This window comes from Sorangium sp. So ce836 (assembly GCF_028553905.1).
Taxonomy (GTDB): Bacteria; Myxococcota_A; Polyangia; order Polyangiales; family Polyangiaceae; genus Sorangium; species Sorangium cellulosum_D.
The window spans coordinates 497,354-511,656 of the sequence record NZ_CP102233.1 but is presented as its reverse complement, the minus strand read 5'-3'; the positions used below and the strand labels follow the sequence as shown (position 1 = coordinate 511,656).

General features: G+C 72.0%; 12 protein-coding genes. 6 read left to right on the top strand and 6 right to left on the bottom strand.

Annotated features, from left to right (window positions below):
• Positions 1-8: 8 nt before the first annotated feature.
• A complete protein-coding gene (locus tag NQZ70_RS01945) occupies positions 9-1,574 on the bottom strand; it encodes a hypothetical protein (protein WP_129572703.1) in 1,566 nt (521 codons plus the stop codon).
• A gap of 644 nt (positions 1,575-2,218) precedes the next feature.
• Between NQZ70_RS01945 and NQZ70_RS01940 the strand changes: the two genes are divergently transcribed.
• A complete protein-coding gene (locus tag NQZ70_RS01940) occupies positions 2,219-3,130 on the top strand; it encodes a LysR family transcriptional regulator (protein WP_237244923.1) in 912 nt (303 codons plus the stop codon).
• A 139-nt stretch (positions 3,131-3,269) separates the two neighbouring features.
• On the opposite strand, the gene ilvE is transcribed toward NQZ70_RS01940, so the two are convergent.
• Both ilvE and NQZ70_RS01930 read right to left on the bottom strand, forming a co-directional pair.
• Positions 3,270-4,160: a branched-chain-amino-acid transaminase gene (ilvE, locus tag NQZ70_RS01935; protein ID WP_129572701.1), complete on the bottom strand. Its 891-nt coding sequence runs from the start codon at positions 4,158-4,160 to the stop codon at positions 3,270-3,272.
• A gap of 5 nt (positions 4,161-4,165) precedes the next feature.
• Complete coding sequence (locus tag NQZ70_RS01930) at positions 4,166-4,879, bottom strand: IclR family transcriptional regulator (protein ID WP_129572700.1); 714 nt, start codon at positions 4,877-4,879, stop codon at positions 4,166-4,168.
• Positions 4,880-4,996: 117 nt separating this feature from the next.
• Between NQZ70_RS01930 and NQZ70_RS01925 the strand changes: the two genes are divergently transcribed.
• On the top strand, positions 4,997-5,191 hold the full coding sequence (locus tag NQZ70_RS01925) for a hypothetical protein (protein ID WP_129572699.1): 195 nt from the start codon (positions 4,997-4,999) through the stop codon (positions 5,189-5,191).
• An 84-nt stretch (positions 5,192-5,275) separates the two neighbouring features.
• Entirely contained in the window at positions 5,276-5,707 is a 432-nt protein-coding gene (locus NQZ70_RS01920) for a hypothetical protein (protein ID WP_129572698.1), read from the top strand.
• A 384-nt stretch (positions 5,708-6,091) separates the two neighbouring features.
• Here NQZ70_RS01920 and NQZ70_RS01915 read toward each other — a convergent pair whose 3' ends face one another.
• Entirely contained in the window at positions 6,092-6,889 is a 798-nt protein-coding gene (locus NQZ70_RS01915; RefSeq protein ID WP_129572697.1) for an AAC(3) family N-acetyltransferase, read from the bottom strand.
• 509 nt (positions 6,890-7,398) lie between these two features.
• Here NQZ70_RS01915 and NQZ70_RS01910 point away from each other — a divergent pair.
• Positions 7,399-8,721, top strand: coding sequence for a glycosyltransferase family 4 protein (locus NQZ70_RS01910; protein ID WP_129572696.1), 1,323 nt, complete (start codon positions 7,399-7,401; stop codon positions 8,719-8,721).
• A 63-nt stretch (positions 8,722-8,784) separates the two neighbouring features.
• Here the strand turns inward: NQZ70_RS01910 and NQZ70_RS01905 are convergent, their stop codons facing one another.
• Positions 8,785-9,921, bottom strand: coding sequence for a glycosyltransferase (locus tag NQZ70_RS01905; RefSeq protein WP_165373752.1), 1,137 nt, complete (start codon positions 9,919-9,921; stop codon positions 8,785-8,787).
• Positions 9,922-10,036: 115 nt separating this feature from the next.
• On the opposite strand from NQZ70_RS01905, the gene NQZ70_RS01900 reads away from it, so the two are divergent.
• Positions 10,037-11,170, top strand: coding sequence for a glycosyltransferase (locus tag NQZ70_RS01900; RefSeq protein ID WP_129572694.1), 1,134 nt, complete (start codon positions 10,037-10,039; stop codon positions 11,168-11,170).
• A gap of 34 nt (positions 11,171-11,204) precedes the next feature.
• Here NQZ70_RS01900 and NQZ70_RS01895 read toward each other — a convergent pair whose 3' ends face one another.
• Positions 11,205-12,689, bottom strand: a complete 1,485-nt coding sequence (locus tag NQZ70_RS01895) for a glycosyl hydrolase family 8 (protein ID WP_237244922.1) — start codon at positions 12,687-12,689, stop codon at positions 11,205-11,207.
• Positions 12,690-13,348: 659 nt separating this feature from the next.
• Here NQZ70_RS01895 and NQZ70_RS01890 point away from each other — a divergent pair.
• Positions 13,349-14,233, top strand: a complete 885-nt coding sequence (locus NQZ70_RS01890; RefSeq protein ID WP_129572693.1) for a LysR family transcriptional regulator — start codon at positions 13,349-13,351, stop codon at positions 14,231-14,233.
• The last annotated feature ends 70 nt before the right edge of the window (positions 14,234-14,303 follow it).

Sequence of the window (14,303 nt, the reverse complement as noted above, 5' to 3'; positions counted from 1 at the left end):
GGGCGCCGCTAGTACATGAGGTTGCCCTGGCCGAGCTGGAAGGTGATGTTCGTGCCGAACTGATCGCGCGCGTTCTGGACGCGCAGGAGCGCGACCGAGGTCCGGCTCTCGCGCGCCGACCAGCCCGCCGCCGAGAGGGCCGCGGCGATCTCGGTCTTCGCCTGCTGGAGGCGGTAGTGCGAGACGCTGTGCAGCGGCGTGCCGGCGACGGTGAGGACCTGCAGCGCGTCGTCGATCTCGACCTCGGCCAGCTCCATCAGGCGCTTCTGGACGTCGTCGCGGGTGTCGTGGAACTGGCGCGCGAGCACCCGCGCGGCCTGCAGGCGCTGCTTCGCGAGGTCGAGGTTGAACGCGGCGCTCAGGACGCGGAGCAGGCGCCCCATCTTGGGGATGTCGGAGCTGGGGAACTGGATCGGGGTGCCGAACCGCGCCTCCAGCTCCCGGCCGGCCGGCGACTCCTTGAACTCCGGCATGGTGTAGAAGGAGACCGCGTGCTCGATGTCGTTCCCGAAGGCGTTCGAGTGGAAGAACGGCGGCGTGTCCACGGCCTCGATGAGCGGGGGAGTGTTGAACGTGCCGTCGCCGTACCCGTCGAGGATCTTGCGGCCGAGGACGTCGATGTTGGGCGCCGGGAGCCCGGCGCCCCCGAACCCGCCGTCGAACGCCCCCGGGGAGTTGCCGGTCGCCGGCACCCTCCGGGTCCCCGTGTCCAGGTTGCGGTTCCGCCCCGTGTCGAGGTGGTTCGCCCCGGCGTTCGAGTGGCACACGTTGCAGCGGCCTCGCTGCGGATCCAGGAACGCGAGCCGCCCCTCGTTCGCCTCGGGGTCGGTGAGCTTCACCCGCTCCAGGTTGAGCTCGTTCATCCGCCCCAGGCTCAGCTGGTAGGCCAGCGCGAGATCGAGCTCCTGCTCGGTGGGGAGCCGGAACGAGACCCCCGGCTCACGGTTGAGATCCTTCGGCAGGTGCTGCGTGACCGCTCCGGTGAGGAAGTCGCGCAGCGACCCGCTGCCCGGGGCGCCGTCGCCCGACCAGCCCGTGCGTTGGAGCGGCATGCCCTCCCCCTCCTGCGCCGGGTCCGGCGCGATGGTCGTCGCCAGCGAGAGCGTGTGCGGGACCCCGCGCATCACGTACTTGCCGTCGAGATCGTCGAAGCCGTCGATGTTCTCGCGGATCAGGCCGAGCGTCTTCAGCTCGTAGATCTCGAGGTCGGTCAGCTCGGGCTCCTGCTCGTAGACGAACAGCGGATCAAAAGGGTTGATGTCGAGGAGAGCGTCGATGAAGGGAATGTCAATCGTGAAGTTGTTTTCGACAGGATGACAGGATCCGCATGTCCGGCCATTGCCCTCGAAAGTTTCGCGAAAGAAGATGTCAGCGCCTGCGCAAATTTCCCTGGTGACGAGCCCGGCGATCACGCGAGGATCCTGTTCGCAAGCAGCGAGCCTGTCCTCGGCGTTGAGCGCGCTCGACACGGCGGCGTGACGCTCGCCCTCCGGCGCGGAAGGGGCGCACGAGGCGAGGAGGGTGACGGCGACGAGCGGAGCGACGAACGAGGAACCCCAATTCGAACTTGGCATAGCGCTCTCTCTTCCTGTGACCGTTGTTCCGTACAGCTGCCGAAACGCGACGCTCATGGGGGCTGCGCGCGCTCGGCGTGCAGCACCGGGGAAACGCGGTGGAAACCGGCTCGGCGGGCGTCGGCCGTCGGCGCGACCCGGCCGGCCGTGCAGGCTCAGCCGTGGACGAGATGGCCTCTCTCGGTCCTCCATGCCGCCCTCGAGGCGTACCGGAGACCCCTGATCCGCTCCCGTGCGACAAGGGCACTCTAGCGTGCCCCGCGGTCAGGTGAGCCGCGCGGGGCCGGCGCAGGGGCGGTCTTAGGGGGCGACTACTTAGCGGACCAGGCCAGGCACATCAACCTTCACCGGCGCTCGCAGCACGATTCCGACTTCATCATGACCTACCACAGAGGACCCCGAGACGGTACGCGCCGGCGGCTCGATCTGCAACAGGGTTGCGATCACGGGCGAATCGGGCGTGAGGAGGGGCCGGAAGCCGGGCTCCGCGGGCGTGCTCGGGGGATCGAAGCGAGACATGGGCGTGACGACCGGCGGCGTCCCTCGCACCGCTCCCTCGGCGGGGTCTGCGACCGTCCCGGTCCAACGGAGAACGTCTAGACCGGCCGGTGGCGCCCCTCCAACTCATTAGTAGCATGGGCCACATGCATCCCGTGCATCTTGCCTCGATCGACCTGAACCTGCTCGTCGTCTTCGACGCCCTCCTGGCGGAGGGGAGCGTCACGCGCGCGGCGGCGCGCGTCGGGCTGAGCCAGTCGGCCATGAGCCACGCCCTCGGGCGCCTGCGCACGTTGATCGACGACCCCATCCTGGTGCGCACGCCGCGGGGGATGATCCCGACGCCGCGCGCGCAGGAGCTCATCGGCCCCATCCGCGAGGCCCTCGCCCAGATCGAGGTGACCGTCGCGCGCCGCCCCCGCTTCGATCCCGCGACGGCGCGCCGCTCGTTCGCGGTCGCCACGGTCGATTATGTGGAGCTCATCCTGCTGCCCCGGCTCGTGCAAAAGCTCTTCACCGACGCGCCGTTCGTCGATCTCATCGCGCGCCCCTACGACAGCGAGATGTGGAGCTCCATGGAGACCGGAAAGGTCGACCTGGCCATCGGCCTGCTCCCCACCGTGCCCGCGGGGTTCTATCGGCAAAGGCTCATCGAGGAGCACTACATGTGCGTGGTGAGGAAGAATCATCCGGTGGTGGGCAGCAAGCTCACCCTCAAGACCTACACGAGCTTGCCGCACGCGCTCATCAGCCCGCGCGGCGATGGCGGCGGCCGGGTGGACGAGGTCCTGGCCGAGCGGGGGCTCTCGCGCCGCGTGGCGCTGCAGATCCCCCACTTCCTCGTGGCGGCCCACATCGTCGCGCAGACGGATCTCGTGCTGACCGTGCCGACACGCATCGCGCGCGTGTTCGCCGAGATGGAGGCGCTGCGCATCATGAAGCCGCCCGTGGAGCTCGGCGGGTTCTCGCTGGATCAGGTGTGGCACGAGCGGCAGGCGAAGGACCCGGCGCACATCTGGCTGCGCGGGATCTTCGCGGAGATCGCCCGCGACAGCTGACGCGCCCTCGTTCGACGTGCCGCACCTGCCGCAGGCGCCGCGCCCGGCGCGGCCCCGTCGCCCGGATGCGGGCCGGCGAGGCGGAGAGTCGGCGCCATGAACCGGTTAAGTCATTCTCCTCTTCCATCTGCTCGGCCGTTCAGGTAGTGCCGCCGGGCGCGGCGATGAGCTCGACGCCCTCGCGCTCGGCGAGCTGCCGGTGCAGCGCGGTCAGCCGGGCGGTGACGGGGCCCCGCTCGCCGCGGCCGATCGTGCGCCCGTCGAGGCTCCGCATCGCGATCACGCCGGCGCCGGTGCCGGTCAGGAACGCCTCGTCGGCGGCGAAGAAGTCGAGCCGCCCGAGCGAGCGCTCCACCACGGTGAGGCCGATGGTGCGCGCGAGCTCCATCACGGCCGCGCGGTTGATGCCCTCGAGGCAGCCGTCGGTGGCGGGCGGCGTCGCGAGCACGTCGCCGCGGAGCGCGAACACGTTGGCCACGGAGGCCTCGGCCACGTGGCCGCGCGCGTTCAGGAGCAGCGCGTCGTCGGCGCCGCGCTGCCTGGCCTCGAGCTTGGCGAGGGCGGAGCCGAGGTAGTTCAGGCTCTTGATCCGCATGTCGAGCGCGTCCGCGTTCGGCCGGCGGTAGCTCGACGTGATGAGCTCGAGGCCGCGCCGCCGCTGCTCGTCGTCGAAGAGGCGGATCGACCCCACGATGCAGAACAGCCCCGGCCGCTCGCAGGTGGTCGGGTCGACGCCGAGCGGGCCCACGCCGCGCGTCACGACGAGGCGCACGTAGGCCTCGCGCGCGGCGTGGGCGCGCGCGGTCTCCTCGACGATCGCGCGGAGCCCCTCGAGCGGGCGCGGCAGCGCGATGCCGAGCGCCTTCGCGCCGGCCTCGAGCCGCGCGAGGTGGCGGTCGATCCGGAAGAGCCGCCCCGCCGCGACGCGGATGCCCTCGAAGATGCCGTCGCCGTAGAGCAGCCCGTGATCGGTCACGTTCACGGTCGCGTCCTTCGCGTCGACGATTCGCCCATCGATCCATGTCTTCATGACGTTCACCTCCTGCTGTCTCCCTCGAGAGCGCGCGCGACGCGCTCGGCGGCGTCGCGCGTGTGCTGCACCGCGGCGTCGCGTCGATCGCCGCGCAGGCTCTGGGCGGCGGCGGCGCAGGCGATGCAGCCGTGCAGGCCACCGCGCGCGAGCACCGGGGCCGCGATGACGGTCAGCCCGTCGATCCACTCGCCTTCGTTGACGTCGTAGCCGCGCTTCGCCGCGCGCTGGGCGGCGCGCTCGGTGGCGGGGCCCGCGCCCTGCGCGCCCACGAGCTCCGGCGCGTGCGCGACGTAGAGCCGCCCGCTCGCGGTGACGTCGACTGGGACCTCGGCCCCGACCGGCGGGGCCGCGCGCAGGAGCCCCGTGCCCTCCGCCTTGTCGAGCACGACGAGACGCCCCGCGCGGGCGGCGACGAGGAAGAACGTCTCGCCGAAGGCGCGCGCCGCCCGCTCGAGCTCGGGCTTGGCCACGCGCGCGACGGGGTCGAGCCCCTGCGCCCCGAGCCCGAGGCGGATGAGGCCGACGCCGAGCCGGTAGCGCCCCTCCCCGTCCTGCTCGACCAGCGCGTGCGCGGCGAGCGACGCGAGCAGCCGGTGCAGCGTCGCCTTGGGCATGCCGAGGCGCGCCGCGAGCTCCGCCAGCGAGGCGCTGCCGCCGCCCTCGCGCAGCGCCTCGAGAGCGCGCACCGCCTTGTCGACCGTCCCAGATCGTTCCATTATTCGGAATCCAGTTCCGATATTTGATCTACTCCGTTCCCGGGCCGCCGTCCAGGGCGCGCCTGCCGTGCGCCGTGGCTCCGCGGGATCGGGCGCGGTGGCGCCGCGGCCGACCCCGTGGAGCGCTTCGTCGACCGCGCCCTGTCGTTCGCGGCGACCTGGCACGGCCGGCCGGGATCGCGCGAGGAGGACCTGGCCGTCGAGGTCCGCAGGGCGATCGCGAAGCACGCCGACGCGGACGGCACCGTGCGCGAGGTCCTGGAGGGGCACGCGCTGGTCGCCCGCCGCCCGCGCGAGCTGGCGTCCGACTGAGACCCGGCGGAGGTCGACGCCCGCAGCCCCTCCGCCGCGCGAGCTGGCTTGTCGCTGCGAGCGCCGGGCCGTAGAGAGGCCGCGATGCCTCTTCCCGGCCGGCTGGGCCGCCTCCTCCGCGCCTGCGCAGCCGCCGCGGTCTGCCTCGCGCCGGCGGGCTGCGTCTTCTACACGCGGCTGTCGACGTACGCGCCGAGCCCCACGGCCGCCGACATCGCCGGCGGGCTCTCGGACGGCGCGCTGCGGGTCCACGCGATCACGAGCTCCAGGGCGGTCACCTCGGTGATCCGGGACGCGTTCCGCGGATCGCGCTTCGTTTACAGCGAGGAGGTCGTCGAGGACAACTCGGCGCAGCGCGATCCGGGGCGCGATCTGTGCGCGTTGCTCGAGCGCTCGGGCGCCGAGCTGCTGCTCGTCGCCTCGGACGAGCTGACGTTCGCCGGCGGAGCGCCGGAGCAGGAGTGCCTCCGGCGCGGACGACCGCGTTCGTGTGGAGAGGGCCTGCCATGCGCCTGACGCTGGCGCTCGATTTGTAGACGAAGTCGCGGCCTGTAGACGAAGTCGCGGCGGCGGACCGGCGCGTTCTTCCGATACGCATGCCAGCGCCGCACCCGGGGTGCGCGAGCCGCCGCTTGGCCTGGGGTGCGCGAGCCGCCCTTGGCCTGGGGTGCGCGAGCCGCCGCTTGGCCTGGGGTGCGCGAGCCGCAGCGTGGTGGTCAGCGTATCGTCACCGCAATAGTTAGTAAGACTAACTAAAGCTATCCACCGGGATCGCGGCGCTGGCGAGTGCCCCAGCGCCGCGTCGAAGCCGGCCGAATAGTTAGTAAGGCTAACTAAAGCTATCCACCGGGATCGCGGCGCTGGCGAGTGCCCCAGCGCCGCGCCGGAGCCGGCCGGCCATCATGCATGCTCTCCGAGGGCCCCATCGGCCGGCACGCTGGCGCGCGCCGCGTCGCACTCGTCGCAGCCCTCGTCGGGCGGGCAGAGGAACACGAGCGGGCTTTTCGCGAGGTGCTCGACCGCCACGGCGACGAGATCGCGTGAAGCACACAGTCGCGCGTGGGCGCTAGCCACCCTCCCATCCCGCTGTAGCCCGCGTTCGCGCAACCAGCCATCGGCGAGCCCGAAGCGCCGGCAGCAATGATCCGTCTCGTGGATCATCGCGGTCCCGGCCACGCCGTCGACCTCGATCACGCACGGGTGCGCGACCGCATAGGGAACTCGCGCGATGGCCTCCGCGACGTGGAGCGTCGTGTTCTCGGCGTGCGTGACGCCGAGCAGCAGCACCTGGCCTCCGAGCTCGTGGACGCGGCCCGGGGGGCTGTCCGGCCCGTGCGGGGGCGACAGCGGCTGCGGCGCGCAGATGCGCTCGGCGAAGCGGCCGGCGGCGGCGAAGGAGCCGCCAGGGTGGCCGCTGCGCAGCACGCCGGGCTGCCTCCAGAACGTCTCGGCGGTGATCCCCATGCCGCTGGTCGGCGTGGACCGGGGATCGAACACGCTCTGTCCGTCGGTCATCGTCGGCATGACGAGCGTGCCGTCGTCCCCGAGCGCGGCGCGCAGGGCGCGGATCAGCCCGAGCGGGCCGCCCTCGACCGGACGCACGGCCCTGAACGACGTGTGAACGAGGAGGACGCCACCCTGCCTCACGCCGAGGGCGAGCAGCTCGGCGACCACCTGGCTCACGCTGGGCTCGTGCATGGTCCAGGCATATCATTCTTGTGCGTTATCGCGGTCGTTCCTCCCTGGAAGGGCGGCCCCCTGCCGGCGCCGACGGCTGGGTAGATTCCGGGCGATGCACCGCGGGCTGGAGATGGAAGTCCGGGCGATTCCAGCCCCGAAGGAAAGGCTGGCTCGCCCAGCGATTGCCCGCATTGGCTCGACGAGCGCATCGCGCCGGAAGCGTTCACGAAATCGATAAAAGCAGCGCGCCCCGCCCGCGCGCGCCTCCCGCGATGCGCCTGCCACCTGCGTCCGCCGGGGCGCCCACGCACGCTCACGCGCGCCGCCTCGCACCGATTTCTTTACATTGCGCCGAAGAGCCATGTTACCTTTCCAGGTCATGGTCGCCGCTCTTCGGGCGTCGGCCATGCAATCCCATCACCGAGCCGGCGCCGGAGGCTCGGAGCGCTCATCGCCCTGAACGTGCCGCGCGACGCGTGAGGCATCGGTGCAACCTGCCTGCACGTCCGCGCGAGCTGGAGGTGTCTATGTCCTCGATGCGACAGATGCGTATTCTCTATTTTGCGCCTCGCGCCTGCTGGCCGCTCGACACCGGGGCCAAGCTGCGCAACTGGCACTTTGTCCGGCAGCTCTCGCGGTTCGCGCGGGTGACGTACCTGAGCTTCGCCGACGACGGCGCCGTCCGGAACGGGCGGGCGCGGATGGGCGCGGCCGGCCCCGCCCCGCATCCGATGAACGATATCGCGCAGATCACCGATCAGGTGCTCACGCTCACGCAGGAGAAGCCGAACTCCCTGGGCAAGATCCTGCGCGGCGCCGTGGGGCCGCTGCCGCTCGTCGTCCTCAATTACACGACGAGCGCCATGCGCCAGGAGCTCGCGCGCGTCCTCGACGAAGGCCAGTTCGACGCCGTGCAGGTCGAGAGCGTCCACCTCGCCGGGTATCTGCCCTTGCTGCGCGCAGCGCGCAATCGGCCGCTGCTCCTCTGCGACTGGCACAACATCGAGTCGGAGGTGCTCTCTCGCTACAGCAAGAACGCGCCCGATCGCCTCCGCGGGCTGGCGGCGTTCGCGCTGGCGTCGCAGCTCGCCGGGTTCGAGCGCAAGGTGCTGGAGCAGTTCGACGCGCACCTCACGGTCAGCGAGCGGGATCGCCAGAAGCTCCTCGCGCTCCGCCCCGGCCTGCGCGCCTTCGCCGTCGACAACGGCGTCCACGTGGACGCCTTCGCAGGCGCGGGCGGCGCTGCGTCCGGGCCGCGCCGCCGCGTCGTCTTCGTCGGCTCGATGGATTACCGCCCGAACGCGCAGGCCATCGTCGCCTTCGCGCGCGATCTCTGGCCCGCCATCCGCGCCGCGCGGCCCGAGTGGCGCCTCACCGTGGTCGGCAGGAACCCCGGGCCGGAGGTGCGCGCGCTCGGCGCGCTGCCCGGCGTGGAGGTGACCGGGACCGTGCCCGACGTGCGGCCCTACTACGCAGACGCGCTCGCGTCCGTGGTGCCGCTGCGCATCGGGGGCGGGTCGCGGCTGAAGATCCTGGAGGCGCTCGCGGCCGGCGTGCCCGTCGTCTCCACCGAGCTCGGCGCGGAGGGGCTCACGCTGCGCGACCGCGAGCACGCGCTCATCACCCGAAGCCCCGAGGCGATCGGCGGCGCGCTCCTCGAGCTCGACGCCGATCCGGCGCTCAGGGCGCGCCTTTGCGCGGCCGGCCGGGCGCTCGTCCAGAGCAGGTACGACTGGAGCGTGGTGGGCGACACGCTCGCGAGCATCTACCAGCAGCTGCACCAGCAGCGCCGCGGCGCCCCGGAAGCGCCCGCGCCCGCGCCCGCGGGCCTCGCCGCGCCGGCCTATTGACCCGATCCGCCCGGCAGATCTGCGGCGCTCCGCGGGAGGCGCGTTGCCCGCCGCCCGCGCCGATCAGGCCCCCGCGGCGGCGCCGGTCGCCGCGGCGCCGGTCACCGCGGCGAAGGCCTCGAGCCACGCGTCGGCCTGCCGCTCCGCCGTGAACCGCGACAGGAGCCGCGCCCGGGCGCGCGTCGCCCGCGCCCCCGCCTCCTCCGGCCGCGCCAGCGCTTCGAGCAGCGCCCGCGCCAGCGCGTCCGGCCGCCCGGGCGGGACGAGCCACCCCGTCTCGCCGTCCAGCACGAGCTCCGGCACGCCGCCGACCGCGCTCGCGACGACCGGCGTCCCGTAGGCGAACGCCTCCAGCACCACGTTCGGCAGCCCCTCGGTGCGCGACGGCAGCGCCAGCACGTCGAGCGCCCCGATGAGCTGCGCGCCGTCCCGGCGCAGGCCGAGCAGCCGCGCGCGGTCGCCGAGCCCCCGCGCCGCCACCTCCGCCCGCACCGTGGCCTCGTCCGGCCCGTCCCCGACCAGCACGAGCGCGGCCCGCGGGTCCGCGCGCGCCACCGCCGCGAACGCCTCCACGAGCGAGCGCTGACCCTTCTCGGGGCTGAGCCGCCCCACCGCGCCGACGAGCCGGGCCGACACGTCGAGCCCGAGCTCCGCGAGCAGCCGCGCGCGAGGGACCGGCGGCGGCATCCGATCGAGGTCGATCGCGTTCGGCACGTGGAAGATCCGCGCCTCGCTCACCCCGCACGCCCGCACCGCCGCGCGCTGCGCCTCGGACACGACCACGACCCCGTCGTGCCAACGCAGGGTCCGGCGATCGGCCCACTCGAAGAGCCGCACCTTCAGGTCCTCGCCCGTCCACCCGCGCGCCACGGCCAGCACCCGCGGCGCGCCGCGCCCGCGCAGCCCGAGCGCCAGGAGGTCCGCCTTGTACCCCACCGTGCACACCACGTCGGGCCGGAGCCGCGCCGCGATCGCGCGGAGCCGCCGCGCCCCCTCGAGCAGGTCGTAGCCCCGCGCCAGCGCGAGCGGCTCGGCCTCGAACCCCTCCGCGCGCGCCCCCACGACGAGCGGGTTGTCCGCGACCTTCGCCTCCCGGTGCGGAATCACGGCGAACGAGACCTCGCACGCGCCGCGATCGCGCAGGATCCTCGCCGCTTGGACGGTCTGCCGCTCCGGGCCGCCCCAGAAGCGACAGGGCATCAGGTGAAGGAGCCGGAGCCGCCGCAGAGCCTTCGCTCTACACGATCGCCGCGCGCGCCGCACCTGGTTTACCCGGCGCCGGGGCGCCGTGGTACGAGCGCGGGAGGCGGGCCCCATGCGGAAGATCAGCGTGTGTACGGTGGTCATCAACCTCGACGTCGGGGGCCTCGAGAAGGTCGCCGTCAGCCTCCTGAACGGCCTCGATCGCGCCCGCTTCGACCCGTCGCTCATCTGCCTGGACGCCCCCGGCAAGCTCTTCGATCAGGTCGATCTCCCGCCCGCGCGAAGGCTCGTCCTGCGGCGGCGCCCGCGGCTCAACCTCGGCTTCGCCCGCGTCGATCCCGAGCTGCCCCTCGCGATCCGCGGCTTCCTGCGCGACGTGCGGGCGGACGTCCTCCACGTCCACAACTTCGCCCCGCTCATCTTCGGCGGCGTCTCGTCGCGCCTGCTCCTGCCGCGGCCCCGGGTCGTCTACTCGGAGCACAACGAGATCAACAGCGCGAGCCCCCGCTCGCTGCGCAAGTTCAGGTATTATGTGCGGCTCGCCGACGCGATCATCGCGGTCTCCGGCGATCTGGCGACCAAGCTCCGGCGCGATCTCGGCGTCCGGCGGCCCGTCCACGTGATCCGCAACGGCATCGACGGCGCGCGCGTCCGCGCCGGCCGCCGCGAGCGCCTCCGCGCCGAGCTGCGGTTGCCCGAGGACGCGCGCGTGCTCGGCACGGTCGCGGTGCTGTCGCGCCAGAAGGGCATCGACGTCCTGCTCGACGCCGCGGGCGAGGTCCTGGGCCGCGACCCGCGCGTGCACGTGGTGATCGCCGGCGACGGGCCGGCCCGGGCCGACCTCGAGGCCCGGCGCGCCGGCATGGCGGCGCGGGAGCGCGTGCACTTCCTCGGGCTGCGCAGCGACGTGCCCGACGTGATGGCGAGCCTCGACGCCTATGTCCTCTCGTCCCGCTGGGAGGGGCTCCCGCTCGCGGTCCTCGAGGCCATGGCCGCCGGAAAGCCGATCGTCGCAACCCGCGTCGGCGGCGTGCCGGAGTCGATCGAGGACGGCGCGGGCGGCTACCTCGTCGCCCCCGAGGAGCCCCGGGCGCTCGCGGATCGGCTCCTCGCGCTGCTGTCCGATCCGGCGGCCGCCGCCGCGATGGGCGCGCGCAACGCGCAGGCGTTCGACGCGCGCTTCAGCCTCGAGGCGATGCTCGCGGCCCACGAGCGGCTGTTCACCGAGATCGCGCCCGCCCGGTAGGGGCGCCGCGCGCCCCTCTCCCCGGACTGCCGAGTTAGCGCTTACCAGTACCAGCGGCAGCCGCAGCGGCGGGCGCCGCGGGCTGCGCTTGCGGCATGATGACGCGGAATTTCCCGCTCAAGTGCAGCAGGGACATCGTGTACAGCATGCCGTCGTAGTACCGCCACTTGCCGGTCGGCGGCTCGCGTGAATACACCTCTTTGACGAAACGCCACGCTCGCGGCTGGGTGGCAGCCAGCGCCGCAACGCCGTTCATCGCCACGAGCCCGAGCGATCCGTGGTCGACGATGGGCTTACCGTCGAGGGTGAAGTTGGCCTTGTACTCGGGGCCCTGCGCCTCGAAGAACGCGAGGAGCCGGTCGCTCAGCTCGGTCTCCCGCGGATCCTTCGCCCACCATGCCGCGTCCACCGCCCAGTTCATCGCGGTGCGGAACGCGTCGTAACGGAAGTTGGCGGTCCCCGCGTCCCAGGAGGCAGCCTTGGGGGTGCCATCGAAGTTGGCGTAATCCGGAGCGAGCCCGGTCTTCGGATGCGTCGTCTTGACGAAGAAGTCGCGGCTCACCTTGGCCGCGTCGGCCCAGAACGCGCGATCCGCCTCGGGGCCCCAGGCCGCCCAGAGCTCGTAGAACGCAGGCAGGTGATACGAGGGGTCGGTGTGGTCGCCGTTCTTCGAGAAGTTGTCCGCGTCCGGCGTGAACCGCACCATCTTGTGCTCGGTATTGAAGAGCGAGTGCAACGTGGTCTTGCGCTTGTTCGCGTTGACCGCGCCCGCGATGGCCTTGCGGTTCTTCATCGCGTCGAGCAGGCCCAAGGCCTCCTTCCGGTAGTCATAGATCCCCTTGCCGTTCCCCCAGCGGTGAGACGCGAAGAAGAGCGCCGTCGCGAAATACTCCTCCGCGTCGGGCGCGGGGTTCTCGTCGATGGCCGTGCCGTCCGGGCGCATCTGCCAGGAGAAATAGCCGAAGCCGGGGTGACGCTGATCCGCGTGATACATGTGAGACTTGGCCCAGTTCCACAGGGCGTCGAAGTCGTCTTTCCGATCGACCTGAACGGCGATCATCATGCCGTACGACATCCCCTCGGAGCGGACGTCGTTGTTGCCGATGTCCATGATGTACGCCTTGGGGCCGTTCGCGTTCTTCCCCGCCGCGAACATGACGGCTTCTTCCTTGGGATCGCCGTGAAACAGCTGGGTGTAGGCCTTCGTGATCTTGGCGTCGATCTCGTCCGGCTTGTGTCCCAGCTCCGCGAACAGGTTGCGATACTCGCCCGTGAAGTACGCTCCTTTGGTCGCAGGCCGAAGCGGGGGCGCCTGGGGCGCGGGCTCCGCCGGCGGGGGCGCCTGAGCCGCGCCGGTCTGGCTCGCGGCGCCGGCAGGAGCGGCGCTGCTGGCCTGATCGACGGCGCTCGCCTGAGCGGGCGAGCCGACCTGGCTGCCCTGGTTGCTGGGCGCGCAGGCGATCACCGTGAGCGCAAACCACGACGATGCGACCGGAAACGTTAGCATTCGCAAGTTCATCACTGTCCTCATTGGCGAGCTCGCGTCCTATCGGAGACGGGCTCGGCGTGAACATCATTGGCGAGTTCACGTGTGTTATGCTCGCGAGGTCGGGTGACGCGCCGGAGCGCCGACCTCGAGCGCGCTCGAAACGAACCTGAACCACCGGCCGGGCGCTGCTGGCCGTGAGGGTCACATAAGCCAACGGTCGATTCGTGCAAGACTGACATTGCTCGTGGGTCCACCGGTCATCCTGCTCGGTCCGACGATCCCTAGCGTGAGCGGCGCAGGGCGCCGCGATCTGGAGGACGCCGCGGAGGGAGAAGGAATTCCAATCGGTTCCAGGCGTCAAGCCCCAACTGCGGAGCCCGCCTCGGGCTGGCAGAGCCGTCTTCCATACGGTCCGGTCCTTCTGGAAAAGTGGCGCTGTATCAAGAAGTTAGCCGTGGGTCGAAGAGGCGTCCTCGACTCCACGGCCCGCGGGAGCTCGTCCAAACGGCCCGGGGTCGCCTCGAGCCGTGACGCGGTCGACTGCTCCGGGGAGCTCCCGCTGGGCGGGGGTCCGTTCGGTTGGAGGCTCGGGAGCCTCACCCGAGGATCCAGGATAGGTTCCGCCGCTGCGCGTACAATGACCGCGGGTGGCCCGCCGTGGGCCGCGTTACGGTCAACGAGGGGACCCGATGGATCTCGAGGAGCTGCAGGCCTTCCTGCACGTCGTCAAGCAAGGCTCGTTTCACGCCGCGGCCGAGGTGACCGGCACGCCGCGCACGACGCTCCGGCGCCGCGTGGAGTCCCTGCAAGCGCGCTCCGGTGTTCCCCTCCTGGAGAGCAGCCGACAGGGGGTCGTGCTCACCGAGGCGGGGCGCGCGCTGGCGGACCGGGGGCAAGCGATGGTCGAGGAGGCGAGCGCGCTGATCTCGTCGATTCGCGAGATCGGGCGCGAGCCCTCGGGGCTCTTGCGCCTGGTCCTGCCCGTGGGCCTGCCGCCGCACCTCATGGCGCCGATCTTCGCCTCGATCCGGAGCACATACCCGCAATTGCGCCTCTCTTACGAGTTCAGCAACGACCCGCTCTCCGAATCGCTCGTCGACGTCGACGTCGCCGTGCATTTCGGCGAGGGCGCCCCGAGAGGGCCCTGGCTCTCGCTCGTGATCATGCGGGTTCAAGAGCGGCTATGCGCGAGCAAGGAATACCTCGCGCGGCGGGGGACGCCGGCCTCGATCGACGATCTCGCCCGCCACGAGCTCCTCTCCTGGCGCGCGCCGGGCGAGGACGCGTCCGCGTGGCCCACCCGCAATGGCGGCCAATTCCCCGTGGAGCCGGCCTTGATCGCGGCCGACATCCACCTCGTCCGGCACTGCTGCCTGGCCGGGCTGGGCATCGCGCTGATCCCGGACGCGATGATCGATGAGCCCACCGGCGACGAGCTCGTCGCGGTCCTGCCGGAGATCGTGGGCCGCGAGCGGGCCGTGCGGGTGACGGTGCCCGAGGCGCTGGCAGAGATACCGAAGGTGAAGATGGTGCTGACGCACGTGCGGAGGCTCCTCCGCGAGGTGACCGGCTGACCGGGGAGGCACGCCGCCCGGCCGCGACGCGCCAGAGCGGCTCGCCGGCGCGCGCGGCGCGCTCCGCCGG